This window comes from Sorangium sp. So ce887, assembly GCF_051521455.1.
Taxonomy (GTDB): Bacteria; Myxococcota_A; Polyangia; order Polyangiales; family Polyangiaceae; genus Sorangium.
This window is the reverse complement of record NZ_CP150354.1, coordinates 6,216,847-6,234,121: the sequence shown is the minus strand read 5'-3', so window position 1 is coordinate 6,234,121 and position 17,275 is coordinate 6,216,847. Positions and strand designations below refer to the sequence as shown.

The following is a 17,275-nucleotide window of genomic DNA, read 5'->3' as shown; positions in this document are numbered from 1 at the left end:
GTCCAGGAGAAGCGATGGCTGCGCAACAAAGCAACAGCGGGGGCAGCGCCACCCGTTCGGCGGGGTGGGTCCGCCTCCTCCTCTCGAATCGCAAGGCGATGGTGGGCACGCTCATCGTGCTCTTCTTCCTGCTCCTCTCGGTGCTCGGCCCCGTGCTCGTCGGGCAAGACCCGCACGCGTTCGTGGGCATGCCGCACGAGGCGCCCTCGGCCGAGCACCTCTTCGGCACGACGGGCCAGGGGCAGGACGTGCTCGCGCAGACGATCGTCGGTGCGCGGACCTCGCTGGCCGTCGGCTTCGCCACGGGCTTCGCCGTGATGGCGATCGGCGCGGCGATCGGCATGGCCGGAGGCTACTTCGGCGGCTGGATCGACAACGTGCTCTCGCTGCTCACGAACGTGTTCCTGATCATCCCCGGCCTGCCGATGGCCGTCGTGATCGCGGCCTACCTGCCGGCCGGGCCGATGACGATCCTCCTCGTCCTCGTCCTCACGGGCTGGGCGTGGAACGCGCGCGTGCTCCGGTCGCAGGTGCTCGCGCTGCGCGACAAGGACTTCGTCTCCGCCGCCCTCGTGAGCGGCGAGGGCAGCGCGCGCATCATCTTCCTCGAGATCCTGCCGAACATGACGTCGCTCCTCATGTCCGGCTTCATCGGCGCCACGGTCTACGCGATCGGCGCGCAGGTCGGCCTGGAGTTCCTCGGGCTCGGCGACCTCAGCGCCGTGACCTGGGGGACGAACCTCTACTGGGCAAGCAACAACGCCGCGCTCCTCACGGGCGCCTGGTGGACCATCGTGCCCACGGGCGTGTGCGTCGCGCTCGTCGGGTTCGCGCTCACGCTGATCAACTACGCGATCGACGAGATCTCGAATCCGCGGCTCCGCGCGGAGGGGTCCTGGTCGCGCCTGCTCAAGAGCCGCAACGTCGCGGCAGGTCCGTCTACGCCGGTAGTGAGGGCTCATGGCGCCTAGTCCGATTCTCTCGGTTCAGGATCTCCGGGTCGAGTTCATGACCCCGGCCGGTCCGGTCTGCGCGGTCGACAACGTCTCCTTCGACATCGCCCCGGGCGAGGTGCTGGGCCTCGCGGGCGAGTCGGGGAGCGGCAAGTCGACGGTGGCGCAGGCCATCATGCGCCTGCTCCGGCCGCCGGCGGTCATCACGGGCGGGCACGTGTACTTCGCCGGGCAGGACGTCCTGTCCATGAACGAGGAGCAGCTCCGCGCGTTCCGCTGGCGGAAGGTGGCGCTGGTGTTCCAGAGCGCGATGAACGCGCTCAACCCGGTGCTGACGATCGGCGATCAGATCGCGGATCCGATCATCGCGCACGACCGCGTGACGCCGGCGCAGGCGATGGAGCGCGCGGCCGCGCTGCTCAAGCTCGTCAACATCGACCCGTCGCGCTTGACCAGCTACCCGCACCAGCTGTCGGGCGGCATGCGCCAGCGCGTCGTGATCGCGATCGCCATGGCGCTCAGGCCGCCGTTCCTCATCATGGATGAGCCCACGACGGCGCTCGACGTGGTCGTACAGCGGGAGATCCTGCAGCAGATCGCCGAGCTCAAGGAGCGCCTCGGCTTCTCGATCCTCTTCATCACGCACGACCTCTCGCTCATCGCCGAGTTCTCCACGCGCATCGCCATCCTCTACGCGGGCAAGCTCGCGGAGACCGCCCGCGCCAAGGACCTCTTCAGCGATCCGAAGCACCCGTACACGCAGGGGCTCCTCGGGTCGTTCCCCTCGGTCCGGGGCCCGCGCCGCAGGCTGCAGGGCATCCCGGGCACGCCGCCCGACATGCGCAACCCGCCGTCCGGCTGCCGCTTCCATCCCCGGTGTCCGCAAGCTTTCGCGACCTGCCAGACCGAGCAGCCCGCCCTTCGTGAAATCGCGCCCGAGCATCGCGGCGCCTGCCACCTCTACTGACGATGACGATGACGCAACCTTATGTCTCGCCTGTCCTCGACGTGGTGCGCCTCGCCAAGTTCTTCCCCGTCGGCGGCGGGCTACGCACGCAGCAGCTCCGGGCGCTGCACGACGCCTCGTTCTCGCTGGCCGAGCGTGAGGTCATCGCGCTGGTCGGAGAGTCGGGCAGCGGCAAGAGCACGATCGCACGGCTGCTCGCGCGGCTGATGCCCCCGAGCAGCGGGCAGATCCTGTTCAAGGGTCGCGACGTGCTGAAGGAAGAGCCGACCCGCGCCTCGCTCGCTTACCGCGGGCAGGTGCAGATGATCTTCCAGGATCCGTTCGGCTCGCTCAACCCGGTGCATTCGATCGGCTACCACCTGGAGCGGCCGCTGCTGCTCCACAACAAGGCGCCGAACGCCGCGATCCTCCGGGAGAAGGTGCACGCGCTTCTCAAGACGGTCGATCTCAACCCGCCTGCGGAGGTCGCGGTCAAGTACCCGCACCAGCTCTCGGGCGGCCAGCGGCAGCGCGTGGCGATCGCCCGCGCCCTCGCGGTGGATCCCAGCGTGATCCTCGCGGACGAGCCGATCTCGATGCTCGACGTCTCGATTCGAATGGGCGTCCTGAACCTGATGGAGAAGCTCAAGGAGGAGCGCGGCATCTCGTACCTCTACATCACCCACGACATCGCGAGCGCGCGCTACGTCGCGGATCGCACGATGGTGATGTACGCCGGCCACATCGTGGAGGGCGCGCCGAGCGAGGAGCTGATGCAGCAGCCGGCGCACCCGTACACGAAGCTCCTGCTCTCGGCGGTGCCGGACCCGAACGGTTCGATCCGCGGCGAGCTCCCGGCCCGCTCCGGCGCGCCGAAGCTCGTCAACCCGCCGCCGGGCTGCCCCTTCGCCGATCGCTGCCCGAGCGTGATGAACGCGTGCCGGGAGCAGATGCCGGCGGCCATCGACGTCGGCTCGGGGCACTGGGTCCGCTGCCACCTCTACTCGCCCGGTTCCGTCGCTCCCTCCGCGCAGTACGAGCGCAAGGTACCTGCCTCCGTCGAGGCCGTATCTGTCTGAGGAGAATCACGAGAGAACATGTCGTCCCTGAGATTTCCCGACAAGTTTGTTTGGGGGGCTGCGACGTCCTCCTACCAGATCGAGGGCGCCACGAGCGAGGATGGGCGCGGCGAGTCGATCTGGGATCGCTTCGCGAAGACGCCCGGTCAGATCACAGACGGGACCAACGGCGACATCGCGTGCGAGCACTATCACCGGTGGCCTGAAGACATCGCGCTGATGAAGAGCCTGGGCCTGATGGCCTACAGGTTCTCGATCGCGTGGCCGCGCATCCTGCCGAACGGCCGGGGCGCGGTGAACCAGAAGGGGCTCGACTTCTACAGCCGGCTGGTGGACGGCCTGCTCGAGGCCGGGATCGAGCCGTACGCGACGCTCTTCCACTGGGACCTGCCGCAGGTGCTCCAGGACCAGGTCGGGGGCTGGCAGCACCGCTCGACGGCCGATGCGTTCGTGGAGTTCGCCGATGTGGTGTCGCGGAGGCTCGGCGATCGCGTCAAGAAGTGGATCACCCACAACGAGCCGTGGTGCACGGCGTTCCTCAGCTACGAGAAGGGGATCCACGCGCCGGGCATGCGCGATTTCGGCAAGGCGCTGGCGGTCAGCCACCACCTCCTGCTCTCGCACGGCCTCGCGGTGCCCGTGCTGCGCAAGAACGTTCCCGGCGCCGAGGTCGGCATCACGCTGAACATGAACTACGCGATGCCCGCGTCGCCGAGCGCCGCCGATTACGACGCGGCCCGCCACTACGACGGGTATTTCAGCCGCTGGTTCCTCGATCCGCTGTACGGCCGGCACTACCCGGCGGACATGATCGCGGACTACATCGCGCTGGGCCACCTCCCGCCGGAGGGGCTGACCGTGTGCAAGCCGGGCGATCTCGACATCATCGCGACGCAGTGTGACTTCCTCGGCCTCAACTACTACTCCCGGGCGGTGCTGCGGAGCAGCAAGGTGCCCGAGGAGCAGAACCTGCCGAGGACGGAGCGCGTCGCGCCCGCGTCCGAGCAGACCGAGATGGGCTGGGAGGTGTACCCGGAAGGGCTCCGGCAGCTGCTCATCCGGCTGCATGTGGAGTACGGGGTGCCCAAGCTCTACGTGACGGAGAACGGCGCGGCCTACTCGACCGGGCCCGACAAGGACGGCCGCATTCCGGACGAGCAGCGACTGCAGTTCCTGCGCGATCACTTCGTCGCTGCGCGGCGCGCGATCGACGCGGGGGCGCCGCTCGCCGGGTACTTCGTGTGGTCGTTGATGGACAACTACGAGTGGGACCGCGGCTACTCCCAGCGGTTCGGCATCGTCTGGGTGGACTACGAGACGCAGCGCCGCATCCCGAAGGACAGCGCGCTCTGGTACAAGGGCGTCATCGCCGCCAACGCCGTCGACGACGGCGCCTCGCAGACCACCTGACCGGCGGCGCGCGCAGCGCGCTGCGCGCTGCGCCAGAGGCCGTCACGTCACGCGGAGCACCTCGTCCAGGGAGGTGACGCCCTCTTTCACCTTGGTGAGCCCGGCGTGCCGGAGCGGCACGAGCCCCACCTTGCGCGAGGCGTCCCGGTACGCGCGCTTCCCCGCCCGCGCCTTGACGAGATCCCGCAGGTCGTCGTCGAGCTCCAGCATCTCGAAGAGCCCGACCCGGCCCCGGTAGCCCGTCAGGTGGCATGTCTGGCACCCGACCCCGCGCTTCAGCTCGGTGCCTTTCTCGATGAGGACCTGCTCCTCCTCGTCCGTCACGGCGGTCTCGAGCTCGTACTTCTCCGCGCACTCCTCGCAGAGCCGCCGCACGAGCCGCTGCGCGATCACCGCGAGCAGGGCGTTCGCCACGATCCACGACTCCGCGCCGAGGTCCACGAGCCGCGCGACCGTGTCGACCGCATCCGAGGTGTGCAGCGTCGACAGCACGAGGTGCCCCGTGAGGCTCGCCTGCAGCGCGATCTGCGCCGTCTCTGGATCGCGCATCTCGCCGACCATGATCACGTCCGGGTCCTGCCGCAGGATCGCGCGCAGGCCGGTCGCGAACGTGAAGCCCTGCCTCGGGTTGGTCTGTCCCTGGGTGATGTCGGCGAACTCGACCTCGATCGGATCCTCCAGCGTGACGATGCTGAGCTCGCTGGTCTTCATCACCTTGATCAGCGAGTAGAGCGTCGACGTCTTGCCCGAGCCGGTCGGCCCGCACACGACGATGAGCCCCGAAGCGCGCTCCGCGAGCCCCTGGAGCCGCGGCACGTCGCCCTCGGAGAGCCCGAGCTTCTCGAGCGCGATCAGCTGGTGGCTGAGCAGCACGCGCAGCACCAGCGTCTCGCCGTGGATCGCGGGGAACGTCGAGGCGCGCAGGTGGATGAGCGGGTGCCCGTGCAGCTCCAGGCCGAACTGGCCGTCCTGCGGCAGGCGCCGCTCGGTCATATCCATCCGCGCGAGCACCTTCACGCGCGACGTGAGCGACGGCCCGATCTCGATCGGGATCTGGCCCTGGGCCACCATCACGCCGTCGACGCGGTAGCGCACGCGGATGCTGTCGCGCTTCGGCTCGACGTGGATGTCGCTCGCGCCCATGGAGACCGCGCGGCGGACCAGGTGATCGAGCACCTTGACCGCGTCGAGATCCTCGGCCGACGACGCCGGGGGGCGGCTGTGGTTCACCGCGCGCCTCCCTTGCCGACGTCGATGATGCGGAGCGAGACCATCTTGAGCTCGTTCGAGGGGGGGAACGTCGCCCAGACGCTGACGCCGTAGAGGCCGGGCCGCTTGCGGTCGTTCAGCGGGACCTCGATGTCGAATCGATTGCCTGTCACCTGAAGAGGAATAGGCGTCTTGAAGCCCCTCGGGAAGAACGTCGCGTAGGGGGACGGGATCGCGTACCCGCCCATCCTGAGCAGCTTCTCCGGCGGGATCGGCTTGCCCGGCTCGATCCGCGAGATCCCGACGCCCGCGATCTTCGCCGGCGCGCGGACCTCGCCGGCCACCTGGATCACCTCGCCGACTTGCGCCCGCCTGGGCAGCTTCTGGTACGTGCCGTAGTCGTCGACGAACTCCTGCGCCATGCAGGCGATGTCGAACCCCTTGGCCTTGGCCAGCCCGACCCCGAGCGACGTGTGCGACGCTGTGAGCACGTTGCGCCGGTGCCCATCGGCCGGGGGCTTCTCGTTCATGAAGGCGTGGTGGACCCGCTCGAGGCTCTCCGCGGAGAAGCGCGGATCCGGATCGACCTCGCGCGGGATCGCGTCGGCGAAGCAGCCGGCGTTCTCCATGACGAAGCCGTCGCCTCCGGCCGCTGTGTAGCGCTCCTCCGGGACCGACCCGTCGCTGCCCCAGTGGCCGGTGAAGCCCACGCGGACCATGTCCTCCGTGTGCCGCCGCCCCGCGCGCGCCGCGGTCTCGTCCCACCGGACGGGCGGCAGCTTGTGCGCAGCCCGATCGCGGTTCACAAGCGCGAGCACGTACCGCCCCGCCTCCGCGCGGGTCATCCGCGGCCCCGGGGCGGGCGGCGCGGATGCGGCCTGCGCCTCGCCGCCGCTGCCGGGCTCGGCGTCCGAGGCTTCGCCCTCCGAAGTGCGCGCGCTCTCCTCCGTCGCTGCCTCGGCGGCCCGCGCCCCCGACGTTCCTTCGGCCGGTTCCCTCCCGGCGCTCGCGCCGCACGCGAGCGCGTGGGCGCCCGCGGCGATGAGCCCCAGCCTGGGCGCCCCGCCCATCGTTCCTGTCTTTCGTCCTCTTCTCGTGCTTCTCGTGCTCGCGTGCATTGTTGCGACGGTAGCGCCTCGCTGTCGCGCGCGCACCCGGGTGCGCCCCCTCGCCGGCACGCGGAGCAGCCCGCGCCTCTGGCTCGCTTCCCAGGCGCTGCGCGGCGCCTGGCGCGTTGACCGGGTCCACCCCGCATGAGATAGCGCACCTCCGCTGAAGGAGGATCTGCATGAAAGCGTTCGCTCTCCAGGGTTCGTTCGGCCTCGACGCGCTCCGCCCGATGGACCTCCCGGAACCGAAGCCTGGGCCCGGGCAGATCGTCCTCCGGATGAAGGCGGCGTCGCTCAACTTCCGCGACCTGCTCATGGCGAAGGGCCTCTACAACCCGAAGCTCTCGCTGCCGCTCGTCCCGCTCTCGGACGGGGTCGGCGAGGTGATCGGGGTGGGGGAAGGGGTGACGCGGGTGAAGGCCGGCGATCGCGTGTGCCCGATCTTCCACCAGCGCTGGATCGACGGGGAGATCTCCCGGGCCAAGACCAAGGGGGCGCTCGGTGGAGAGCTGCCGGGGGTGCTCTCGGAGCAGGTGCTCCTGGATCAGGAGGGGGTCGTCGCGGTCCCGCCGCACCTCACGGACGAGGAGGCCGCGACGCTGCCGTGCGCCGCGGTGACCGCCTGGAACGCGCTCTTCGCGGCGAGCCACCTCAAGGCGGGCGACACGGTGCTCGTGCAGGGCACGGGCGGCGTCTCGATCTTCGCGCTGCAGCTCGCCCGGCTCGCGGGCGCCCGCGTCATCGTCACCTCGAGCAGCGACGAGAAGCTCGAGCGCGCGAGGTCGCTCGGGGCGTCGGAGACGATCAACTACCGCACGACGCCCGACTGGGACACGCAGGCGCTCTCGCTCACCGGCGGCGCGGGCGTGGATCACGTGATCGAGGTGGGCGGCGCGGGCACGATCGCCCGGTCGCTCCGCGCGGTGCGGCTCGGCGGGCGCGTGAGCCTCATCGGCGTGCTCTCGGGCGGCGCGCCGGAGCTCAACCTGTTCCCCTTCCTGATGAAGCAGATCCGCGCGCAGGGCATCTTCGTCGGCTCGCGCGCGATGTTCGAGGACCTGAGCCGCGCGATCGCGGCGAGCGGACTCCGCCCGGTCGTCGACCGCGTGTTCCCCTTCACCGAGATCCGCCAGGCGCTCGACCACATGGCGAGCGGCGGACACTTCGGGAAGATCGCGCTCCGTTTCTGACGGGCGGGCCGCGGCGCGGGCCCTCCGACGCGTCCCTCAAAAGTGGCCTCGTCGGCCCAAGTCGTTTACGAACGGACCCCGCGGCCAGCCACGCGTCTCGGCCGCGCGAGAGGTGGTGGACGGTGCAGCTCGATCTGGAGCTCGAGGTCCTGTGTGGTCAGCTCATCGTGGGCGGTTTCGACGGCGCCGAGCCGCCCGCCCGGTACCTCCGGGCGCTCGCCGAGGGGCGGAGGGGCGGAGCGATCCTCTTCCGGCGCAACGTCCCTGACATGGACGCCACGCTGCGGCTCTGCGCGGCGCTCGCCGCGGCGAGCGGCCCGGATCGGCCTCCCTTCCTCGGCATCGATCAGGAGGGGGGCCGCGTCACCCGCCTGCCCGCGCCGTTCCTGAAGCTGCCGCCGATGCGCTCGCTCGGCGACCTCATGGATCTCCCGCTGCTGCGCCGCGCGGCGCGCGCCGTCGCGTCCGAGCTCCGGGCCGTCGGCATCAACCTGAACTTCGCCCCCGTGCTCGACGTCGACTCGAACCCCGCGAACCCGATCATCGGCGATCGCGCCTTCGGCCGCGATCCTCGCGCCGCCGCGCAGGGCGGCGTCGCGTTCCTCGAGGGGCTCCAGGAGGAGCGCGTCCTCGCCTGCGGCAAGCATTTTCCGGGGCACGGCGACACGGCGCTCGACAGCCACCTCGCGCTCCCGACCCTCGCCCACGGCCGCGGTCGCCTCGACGAGATCGAGCTGCCGCCGTTCCGCGCCGCCTGCCGCGCCGGCGTCGCGTCGCTGATGACGGCGCACATCGTCGTCGAGGCGCTCGATCCCGGCGTGCCGGCGACGCTCTCCCGATCCATCTGCACCGGCCTCCTGCGCGGAGAGATCGGCTTCGAGGGGGTGCTCTTCTCGGACGACCTCGAGATGGCCGCGATCGCGGCGCATCACCCGGTCGAGGAGGCCGCCACCGCGGCCATCTCGGCGGGCTGCGATGCGCTGCTCGTCTGCAAGGACGAGGACCTGCAGGACCGCGCGCACGAGGCGCTCGTGCGCAGGGCCGAGCGCGATCCGAGCTTCCGCGATCGCTGCGTCGAGGCGGCCGCGCGCTGCCTCGGGCTGCGCCGGAGGTGCCCGCCGCGACCGGTCGCCTCGCCCGCGGCGCTCGCCGAGATCGTCGGCGGGCCCGCCTCGAGGGCGGTGCTCGCGGACATCGAGCGGGTGCGCGCCGCGCTCGCCGCCGGGGCGGCCACGTGACCGCGCCGCCGGGGGCCGCGCCGGCGGAGCCCGCGCAGCGCCCCGATCGCGCGTTCGCCGTCACCGCGCGCCGGCTCGTCACGTGCGACCCGTCCCGCGCCTCGGCCGGCGATCCGCTCGGGGTGATCGAGGACGCCGCGATCGTCGTGCGGGGCGGCGCCATCGAGGCGGTCGGGCCGCGGCGCGAGGTGCTGCGGCCCGAGGCCGGCGTCCCGGTCGCGATCGAGGCCGCGGGGGTCGTCACGCCCGGGCTCGTCGACTGCCACACGCACGCGCCGTGGGTCGGCTCGCGGGACGCGGAGTACGCGGTCCGCATGGCCGGCGGCGACTACGAGGCGATCGCCGCGGCCGGCGGCGGCATCGTCGCGAGCATGCGCGCGGTGCGCGCCGCGACGGCCGGCGAGCTCGCCGGCGCGCTCCGCGCCCGCCTCCGCCGGATGGCGGCGCTCGGCGTGACCGCCGTGGAGGCGAAGAGCGGCTACGGCCTCGACGAGGCCTCGGAGCGCAAGCAGCTCGAGGCGGTCGCCGAGGCGGGGAGGGACGCGCGCCTGCCCCGCGTCGTGCCGACGTACCTCGCCCTGCACGCGCTCCCGCCGGAGGCGGGCGGCGATCGCGCCGCCTACGCCGGCGTGGTCGCGCGCTCGTGGCTGCCCGCGATCGCCGCGGCCGGCCTCGCGCGCTACGTCGACGCATACATAGACCGGAGCGCGTTCTCGGTCGCCGAGGCGCGGCCGGTGCTCGAGCGCGCGCGCGCGCTGGGGCTCGGCGTGCGCGTGCACGTCGGGCAGTTCGCGGACGTGGGCGGCGCCGAGCTCGCGGCCGAGCTCGGCGCCGCGTCGGCGGACCACCTCGAGCGCGTCGCGCCTGCGGGCATCGCGGCGCTCGCCCGGGCGGGCGTCGCCGCCGCGCTCTTGCCCGTGGCGAGCTTCACGCTGCGGCAGGAGCCGCCGCCCGTCGCCGCGCTCCGGGCCGCCGGCGTCCCGCTGATCGTGGGCAGCGACGCGAACCCCGGCACGGCGCCGACCGAGAGCCTGCCGCTCGCGCTCGCGCTCGCGGTGCGGCTCTACGGCCTCACGGTCGCCGAGGCGATCCTGGGCGCGACGCGCGAGGCGGCGCGCGCGCTCGGGCTCGGCGGCGTGTGCGGCGCCGTGCGGCCGGGGCTCCGCGCCGACCTCGCCGTCTGGGACCTGCCGCACGAGAACGCGATCGTGCAGCCCTGGGGCGCGCCGCGCGCGCTGGCCGTGCTGCGCGACGGCGAGGTCATCGCGGCGGCCGGGTGAGGCGGCGCGCAAGTCAAGCCTGGACGCGCGTGCACCCTGCGCGTATGCCGCGCTCATGACCGAGACGCAGAGTCCTGTCGCTGTCCCGAGCCGCGCGGACAGCTCGTTTGATCCCGTCCCGCTCCTCGCCGAGGAGCTGAGTCTTCCGCGCCAAGGGGTCTCGGCGGTGGCCAAGCTGCTCGCCGAGGGGGCGACGGTGCCGTTCATCGCCCGCTACCGCAAGGAAGCGACCGGCGGGCTCGACGAGGTGCAGATCCGCGCGATCGAGGAGCGCCGCGCCTACCTGCTCGAGCTCGAGGAGCGCCGCGGCACGGTGCTCGCGGAGATCCAGAAGCAGGGCAAGCTCACCGACGCGCTCGCCTCGAAGATCCGCGCCTGCCAGACCAAGGCCGAGCTCGAGGACCTCTACCTGCCCTTCAAGCCGAAGCGCCGCACGCGCGCCATCATCGCGAAGGAGCGGGGCCTCGAGCCGCTCGCGGATCGCCTCTGGTCGCAGCCGGCGGACGGCAGCCCCGAGGAGGAGGCCCGCGCCTTCGTCAGCGCCGAGAAGGAGGTCCCCGACGCGGCGGCTGCCCTCGCCGGCGCGCGCGACATCTGCGCCGAGCGCATCGCCGAGCACGCCGACGTGCGCAAGCTCGTCCGCGAGGCCTACGTCAGGGAAGGCGTCATCAAGGTTCAGAAGAACGAGGAGCACGACGGCAAGCAGACGAAGTTCGACATGTACGCGAGCTTCGAGGAGGCCGTCGCGAACATCCCCTCGCACCGCTACCTCGCCATCCGTCGCGGCGAGGCCGAGGGCGTGCTCCGCGCCGCGATCGAGCTCGCGCCCGAGCCGCTCGTCCCGCCGATCCACGCGGCGGTGGGGCTGAAGCCGAAGTCGCCGTGGGCCGGCGAGCTCACGAAGGCCGCGGAGGACGCCGTGAAGCGGCTCCTGCTCCCGGCGGTGCAGAGCGACGTGCGCGTCGACCTCAAGATGCAGGCCGATCGCGGCGCGGTCGAGGTCTTCGCCCAGAACCTCCGCGAGCTCCTCCTCGCGGCGCCCTTCGGCACGAAGGCGGTGCTCGGCATCGACCCGGGCCAGCGCACCGGCTGCAAGTGCGCCGTCGTCGACGAGACGGGCAAGCTCCTCGAGCACACGACGATCTACCTAGTCGGGAGCAGCGACGCGCTGGAGCGCGCGCGGCAGGATCTGCGCCGCATCTGCCGCAAGTACCCGCTCCGCGCGGTCGCGGTGGGCAACGGCACGCACGGCCGCGAGACCGAGGCGTTCGTGAAGGACGTGCTCGCGTCGGAGGGGTTGAAGGAGACGGCGAACGCCGATCACGGGCCCGCGTCAGGGACGATGTTCTGCGTCCCGGTGAGCGAGGCAGGCGCGAGCGTCTACTCGGCGAGCGACGTCGCGCGCGAGGAGTTCCCCGACCTCGACCTCACGGTGCGCGGCGCGATCAGCATCGCTCGCCGGCTGCAGGACCCGCTCGCGGAGCTCGTGAAGGTCGACCCGAAGAGCATCGGCGTCGGCCAGTACCAGCACGACGTCTATCAGGGTCTGCTCGCGCGGAAGCTCGACGAGGTGATCGAGAGCTGCGTCAACCGGGTCGGCGTCGAGCTCAACACCGCGAGCGCCCCGCTGCTCGCCCGCGTCGCCGGCATCGGCCCGAGCCTCGCGAAGAAGATCGTCGCCCACCGCGATCTGCACGGCGCGTTCAAGAGCCGCAAGGCGCTGCTCGACGTGCCCGGGGTCGGCCCGCGGACGTTCGAGCAGGCGGCGGGCTTCGTGCGGGTCCGGGGAGGGGAGCACCCGCTCGACGCGAGCGCCGTGCACCCGGAGCGCTACGGCCTCGTCGAGCGCATCGCGACGGATCTCGGCGTGCCGGTCGGGTCGCTCATCGGCGACACGGCGGCGATCGCGCGGATCGATCCCAAGAAGTACGAGGCCGGCGACGTCGGCTCGTTCACGCTGAACGACATCCTGAGCGAGCTGAAGAAGCCCGGCCGCGACCCGCGCGCCACGTTCGAGCCGCCGAAGTTCCGCGACGACGTGCGGACCATGGAGGATCTCAAGCCGGGCATGGAGCTCGAGGGCGTGGTGACCAACGTGACGGCGTTCGGCGCCTTCGTCGACATCGGCGTCCATCAGGACGGCCTCGTGCACGTCTCGCAGCTCGCGGACCGGTTCGTGAAGGATCCGAACGAGGCCGCCAAGGTCGGCGAGAAGATCAAGGTGCGCGTGCTGGAGGTCGACCTCGTGCGCAAGCGCATCGCCCTCACCGCGAAGAAGGGCGGCGCCCCCGCCGGCGCGCGCCCGCAGGCGGGCGGCCCGCCGGCCGGCGGCGACGCGCGCGCTCGCAACGACGGCCGCAGGCCGGCCCAGGGGCAAGGGAAGGGGCAGGGGCAGGGCAACTCGGCGGGCGGCTTCCGCAACAACCCGTTCGCGGATCTGCTGCGGAAATAGCCCCGAGGTGACGGACGGCTCGCCGTGGGCCGCCGTCAGCGCCGGTCGAGACGGAAGAGAAGAGCCGCGAGGACGCCGAAGACTCCAGGGGAGAAGAAGCGGATCTCTCGGCGTCCTGGCGGGGGCTCCGGTCTAGAAATCGTGGTCCGCGAAGAAGCGCTCGATCCGGAGCGAGACGAGCTCCGGGAACTCGAGCGCGGTGGTGTGGGTGCCGCCGCGGACCACGAGGATCTCGGCCAGCGGGATGCGTCGCGCCATCGACTGGGCCAGCGCTCGGGGCGTGAACGCGTCGCGGTCGCCGGCGATGAGCAGCGTCGGGACGTCGATCTGGTCGAGCACCTCCTCGACGTCGTGCGTGCCCAGCGCGCGGAGGTTCCGGAGGAACGCCTCCATATCGAGCTGGCCGAACGGCTGCACGAGCTCGGCGAGCACCTCGCCGTCGAGCGTCTTCCCGAGCAGCCCCAGCCGCCGCAGCCATGCCACAGCGTCCGGTTGGCCGATGACGCGACGAGTCATCCTCGTCGCGGCCGTCTGAGCGCGCGCTGCGAGCGCCACGAGCGGCGGGAACAGCCGCCCGAGCCCCGGCAGCGGCCCCATCGTCTCCAGCGGCGGGCGGTGGGTGCCGTTCAACAGGACCAGGTTCGCGGCGAACCCTGGGAGCCGGCGGAACGCCTCCAGCGCGACCTGGACGCCCATGCTCCATCCCATGAGCGAGCCGTGCCGGACCCCTTCGGCCGCGAGGATCGCCTCCAGGTCGCGGACGTGGCTGGCCACCGCATAGGCCTCCGGGGCGTCCAGCGACGGGCGCTTCGACGCGTACATCCCGCGGTAGTCCCACGTGATGAAGCGGTACTGGTCGGACAGGTACTCGATCTGCGCCCGCCAGACGAGGTAGGGCCCGCCCAGCCCGTTGAACAGGACCACCGTCTTCGCTCCTTCGAACGGCGGTGGCGTCACCCGGTAGGCGATGTCGGTTCCATCAAAGCTCGTCACCCGCCGGGTTTCCATCCGGAGCGGCGGTCGCCGCGGAGGCGATGCCTGCCGGCCCCCGCCGGGGGAAGAAGGGGGCGGCGCTTGCCGGCCCCCGCCGAGCTTGAACGAGACCATGGGCCCCTGCTTCCTACCCGGTCCCTCCGCGGAGGGCCATGCTGCCGGCGACGGCCTGCGGGGGCGGAGGGGGCGGCCTTACGCCCGGGCGAGGGCGCTGCCGCGGATCGCGGTGGCGGCGCGGTCTGGCGATCGCTCGCCGAAACACACCCTGCGCCATGATCGCCATCGCGTTGACATTCCAGGCGGCGCGCCGCTAACGTGCGCGGCGGGTCGTCCGCTCGCCCGACGCTCCCGTTGTGTTGCTGATCTTTTCCTCCCCGCTCCCATGTCGGTCCGCTGGAGGCCGGCCCGTGTCACATCCTGTCGCCGCTCGCGCAGGAGCAGCTCCGGTTCGGGCCGCGGTGGGTCGGTTCCCTCGGGCGGGCTGGAGTTTTCAGGGCGAAGTGGTGCAGCGATCCCGTCCTCGAGGAGCCGATGGCTGAAGAAAAGAAGAAGAGCAAAATCGATCTGAAGGCTCGGCTTGGCAAAACGACGATAGGCGGGGCCCCGGGAGCGGCCGTCCCCCTTCCCGTGCCTGGCCCGCAGCCTGGATCGGGGCCGCCTCCCGACGGGGGCCCGCTCCCGGGCGGCATGCCCTCGCCGTATCCGAGCGCGCGTCCGCCCATGCCCTCGGTGGGAGGCATTGCGCCTCCGCCGGGCATCTCTCCGGGAATTCCGCTGCCTCCGTTCGCGCCGGCGCCGCGTCCCGTGATCCAGACGCCCCCGCCGAAGCCGACGGCGGCCGCGCAGACCATCAAGGTCGAGGTCGGCGAGGAGGTCGAGCAGGAGCGCCGGAAGGCCTCGAAGAAGACGGCGCTCTACGCGAGCCTCGCGGCGCTGGTCGGCATCGCCGTGGGCTTCGCGGTCGGCGGCACGAAGGAGCGCGGCGATCGCGGCAAGCTCGCTGTCGAGGGCGCCGCGGCGCTCGAGAAGGACGTGCGGGCCGCGAACGCGAAGATGGAGGAGCTGACCAAGAAGCTCGAGGAGGGTGCCGCGAAGCTCTCGCAGAAGAGCTTCCCGGCAGAGCTGACGACCGAGCTCGGTGCGATCAACGTCCCGTTCGATGCCACCAACCTGGAGGGGAAGCAGATCGGCAGCCTTCCGGGCCGGGTGATGCGTCAGCTGCTCGCCTACACGACGTCGGTCCAGGATCTGAACAAGACCAAGGACAGCCTCAAGAACCTGCTCACGGCGGCGCAGGGGTCCGTCGAGAAATCGTGGAAGGAGCAGGACGAGCCCGTGGTGAACTTCTCGGTCGTCTTCCGCCGGGACGGCGACAAGACGCTGGCCGAGCTCGTTCCCAACAAGGCGCCGTTCCCGTTCGGCAAGGACTGGCCGGCGAAGTACACGGTGACCCGTCTCGAGCGCACGCAGCAGGGCCTGAAGGCTGCCGAGAAGGAGGCCACCCGCTGGACCAAGGGCGACATCGCCGGCGGCGACCTGCAGACCCTTCCGGTCGACCCTCAGTCCGTGGCCGCCTTCACGAGCGAGCAGATCGTCTTCAAGCTGCGCGGCGCGATGATCGACGTCCGCCAGCTGCTCGAGGGCAACAAGGAAAACCCCGTCACCGAGACGGCCGGCCTCATCAAAGAGGGCGACGATCTCGCGAACGAGCTCCGCAAAATCTCCCTCGCCCGCTGAGCGGCACGCGCCCGCTGCGGATACGGGCCCACCTCGGCGTTTTCGGTGCTCGGCGTACGAGAGTACGCCTGCGCGCCGAAAACGCCGATCTGGGCCCGTCTCCTGTGCGGGCGCGCGCCGCTCGGCCGTCGCAGACCGGAAGGCAGCGCGCGGCCGTCGCAGACCGGAAGGCAGCGCGCGGCCGTCGCAGACCGGAAGGCAGCGCGCGGCCGTCGCAGACCGGAAGGCAGCGCGCGGCCGTCGCAGACCGGAGAGCAGCGCGCGCCGCGGGCCGGGCAGCTCGGCAGGGCCTCGCTGGCGGCCGCTTTAGGCGGCGCCGCCGGCGCCCATGGCGCGGGGGCGGACGATCTCCACCTTCCCGATGTGCCGCTCGTCGCTGTCCCGCACGATGAAGCGCAACCCGAACTTGCTCACCGCCGTGCCCACCTCGGGCACCTTGCCCACGTGCTGCGTGAGCATGCCGCCGAGCGACTCGTACTTTCCCTCCCGGTCGAGCTCCGCTCCCAGGTACGCCGAGAGATCACTCATCGACACCGCCGCGTCGGCGACCAGCCGGCCGTCGCCGAGGTCCTGGATCGATGCCCCATCGTCCGTCTCGTCGTGCTCATCCCGGATGTCGCCGACGATCTCCTCGAGGACGTCTTCCAGGGTGACAATCCCAGACATCCCACCAAACTCGTCGACCACGATCGCAAGGTGCTGTCTCCGGCTCTTCATCTCCCTCAGCAGAGAGGAGAGCGGCTGCGACTCGGCGACGAAATTGGCAGGGCTCCGCGTGATCTCCCGGAGCGTCGTGTTCTTGAGACGGCGCTCCTCGAGGACCTTGAACATGTCCTTCGCGTAGAGAAGACCAGCGATGTTGTCGATCTGGTCCTTGTACACCGGATACCTGGAGTGCCCGCTCTCGGTCACGATCTCCAGCACCTTCTCGAGCGGAGTGGAGATCTCGATCGCCTCGACCTTGGAGCGCGGCACCATGACGTCCCGCGCCGTGCGATCGGCGAACTCGAGCACATTCCGGATCATCTCCGCCGGCTCTCGCCCGAAGAGGCCAGAGCGCTCGACCTCATCGACAAGGATCTCGACCTCGGCCTCGGCAACCCGCGGGTTCGAAGGCTGCTCACCGTCCCGATGCCCGAGCCGGGAGCCGATCCAGCCGAGCGGTACGGCGAGCGGCAGCATCGCGATCTCGAGAGGGCGCAAGAAGCGGACCGCCATCGATGCCGCCCGATCGGCGTGCTTGCGGCCCAGCGTCGAGCTGACCTCGTAAAGGGCCCCGCAGACGACAGCGGTGGTCGCCAGCTCGAGACCCAGGGCCGCCCCCGGGACGCTTCGCCGGAAGAAGAGGTCGAAGCAGGCGGCGGTCAGGCTGGTCGATACGACCCAGCCGAGCAGGTAACGGGAGCGGAGCTTGGCGTCTTCTCGACGAATCCGCTCGTAGGCGGCCTTCGTGGGGCCCGTCGACTGCTCAATCAGCGCGCCGAGCCTGGTTGCGCTCAGCGTCGTCAGGGCGGTGTCGGCGCCGACGAACAGCGAGCCAAGTACAGCGGAGAGAACTGCAGCGCCGAGCGCTGGCAATGGAACGAAATCGGGACTCAAACCGAGACTCCTAACGGACGAATCGTAACGGAACAGGCGAGGGGAGCGCAACCGGACCGGGGCGCGAAATCTCGGGAGAC

The 17,275-nt window shown here is 71.3% G+C and carries 13 protein-coding genes; 9 read left to right on the top strand and 4 right to left on the bottom strand.

Annotated features, from left to right (window positions below; all coding sequences use genetic code 11):
- Positions 1-14: 14 nt before the first annotated feature.
- The 4 genes from WMF36_RS22955 to WMF36_RS22940 are packed head-to-tail and all read left to right on the top strand — an operon-like array spanning position 15 to position 4,388.
- The gene (locus WMF36_RS22955) at positions 15-971 is read left to right on the top strand and encodes an ABC transporter permease (RefSeq protein ID WP_437581766.1); all 957 of its coding nucleotides are present in this window, start codon (positions 15-17) and stop codon (positions 969-971) included.
- Positions 961-1,920 (top strand): ABC transporter ATP-binding protein, encoded by a 960-nt coding sequence (locus tag WMF36_RS22950; RefSeq protein WP_437581765.1) that lies wholly within the window; start codon positions 961-963, stop codon positions 1,918-1,920. The genes WMF36_RS22955 and WMF36_RS22950 overlap by 11 nt, the downstream gene beginning before the upstream one ends.
- Positions 1,921-1,922: 2 nt before the next feature.
- Positions 1,923-2,978, top strand: a complete 1,056-nt coding sequence (locus WMF36_RS22945) for an ABC transporter ATP-binding protein (RefSeq protein ID WP_437581764.1) — start codon at positions 1,923-1,925, stop codon at positions 2,976-2,978.
- A gap of 18 nt (positions 2,979-2,996) precedes the next feature.
- Positions 2,997-4,388, top strand: a complete 1,392-nt coding sequence (locus WMF36_RS22940) for a GH1 family beta-glucosidase (protein ID WP_437581763.1) — start codon at positions 2,997-2,999, stop codon at positions 4,386-4,388.
- Positions 4,389-4,430: 42 nt separating this feature from the next.
- Here WMF36_RS22940 and WMF36_RS22935 read toward each other — a convergent pair whose 3' ends face one another.
- Together WMF36_RS22935 and WMF36_RS22930 are read right to left on the bottom strand one after the other, a co-directional pair.
- Positions 4,431-5,618 (bottom strand): GspE/PulE family protein, encoded by a 1,188-nt coding sequence (locus WMF36_RS22935; protein ID WP_437581762.1) that lies wholly within the window; start codon positions 5,616-5,618, stop codon positions 4,431-4,433.
- Positions 5,615-6,667 carry a CAP domain-containing protein gene (locus tag WMF36_RS22930; protein WP_437581761.1) on the bottom strand — a complete coding sequence of 351 codons (1,053 nt, stop codon included), beginning with the start codon at positions 6,665-6,667 and terminating at the stop codon, positions 5,615-5,617. Before WMF36_RS22930 ends, WMF36_RS22935 begins: the two co-directional genes overlap by 4 nt.
- A gap of 218 nt (positions 6,668-6,885) precedes the next feature.
- Between WMF36_RS22930 and WMF36_RS22925 the strand changes: the two genes are divergently transcribed.
- From WMF36_RS22925 to WMF36_RS22910, 4 genes are all read left to right on the top strand, one after another.
- Positions 6,886-7,896, top strand: a complete 1,011-nt coding sequence (locus tag WMF36_RS22925) for a zinc-dependent alcohol dehydrogenase family protein (protein ID WP_437581760.1) — start codon at positions 6,886-6,888, stop codon at positions 7,894-7,896.
- 122 nt (positions 7,897-8,018) lie between these two features.
- Complete coding sequence (nagZ, locus tag WMF36_RS22920) at positions 8,019-9,134, top strand: beta-N-acetylhexosaminidase (RefSeq protein WP_437581759.1); 1,116 nt, start codon at positions 8,019-8,021, stop codon at positions 9,132-9,134.
- A complete protein-coding gene (hutI, locus tag WMF36_RS22915; protein ID WP_437581758.1) occupies positions 9,131-10,414 on the top strand; it encodes an imidazolonepropionase in 1,284 nt (427 codons plus the stop codon). Before nagZ ends, hutI begins: the two co-directional genes overlap by 4 nt.
- 55 nt (positions 10,415-10,469) lie before the next feature.
- Positions 10,470-12,866 carry a Tex family protein gene (locus WMF36_RS22910; RefSeq protein WP_437581757.1) on the top strand — a complete coding sequence of 799 codons (2,397 nt, stop codon included), beginning with the start codon at positions 10,470-10,472 and terminating at the stop codon, positions 12,864-12,866.
- 132 nt (positions 12,867-12,998) lie between these two features.
- Here the strand turns inward: WMF36_RS22910 and WMF36_RS22905 are convergent, their stop codons facing one another.
- Positions 12,999-13,973, bottom strand: a complete 975-nt coding sequence (locus WMF36_RS22905) for an alpha/beta fold hydrolase (protein ID WP_437581756.1) — start codon at positions 13,971-13,973, stop codon at positions 12,999-13,001.
- A gap of 690 nt (positions 13,974-14,663) precedes the next feature.
- Between WMF36_RS22905 and WMF36_RS22900 the strand changes: the two genes are divergently transcribed.
- Positions 14,664-15,596 (top strand): formin, encoded by a 933-nt coding sequence (locus WMF36_RS22900; RefSeq protein ID WP_437581755.1) that lies wholly within the window; start codon positions 14,664-14,666, stop codon positions 15,594-15,596.
- A 306-nt stretch (positions 15,597-15,902) separates the two neighbouring features.
- On the opposite strand, the gene WMF36_RS22895 is transcribed toward WMF36_RS22900, so the two are convergent.
- Entirely contained in the window at positions 15,903-17,246 is a 1,344-nt protein-coding gene (locus WMF36_RS22895) for a hemolysin family protein (RefSeq protein WP_437581754.1), read from the bottom strand.
- Positions 17,247-17,275 lie beyond the last annotated feature (29 nt).

Bases quoted from the DNA above. Each gene is read 5' to 3' on its own strand.
- WMF36_RS22905 (WP_437581756.1), bottom strand. From the start codon at position 13,973: ATGGTCTCGTTCAAGCTCGGCGGGGGCCGGCAAGCGCCGCCCCCTTCT.
- WMF36_RS22945 (WP_437581764.1), top strand. From the start codon at position 1,923: ATGACGATGACGCAACCTTATGTCTCGCCTGTCCTCGACGTGGTGCGC.
- WMF36_RS22955 (WP_437581766.1), top strand. From the start codon at position 15: ATGGCTGCGCAACAAAGCAACAGCGGGGGCAGCGCCACCCGTTCGGCG.
- WMF36_RS22950 (WP_437581765.1), top strand. From the start codon at position 961: ATGGCGCCTAGTCCGATTCTCTCGGTTCAGGATCTCCGGGTCGAGTTC.
- WMF36_RS22910 (WP_437581757.1), top strand. From the start codon at position 10,470: ATGACCGAGACGCAGAGTCCTGTCGCTGTCCCGAGCCGCGCGGACAGC.
- WMF36_RS22925 (WP_437581760.1), top strand. From the start codon at position 6,886: ATGAAAGCGTTCGCTCTCCAGGGTTCGTTCGGCCTCGACGCGCTCCGC.
- WMF36_RS22940 (WP_437581763.1), top strand. From the start codon at position 2,997: ATGTCGTCCCTGAGATTTCCCGACAAGTTTGTTTGGGGGGCTGCGACG.
- WMF36_RS22930 (WP_437581761.1), bottom strand. From the start codon at position 6,667: ATGGGCGGGGCGCCCAGGCTGGGGCTCATCGCCGCGGGCGCCCACGCG.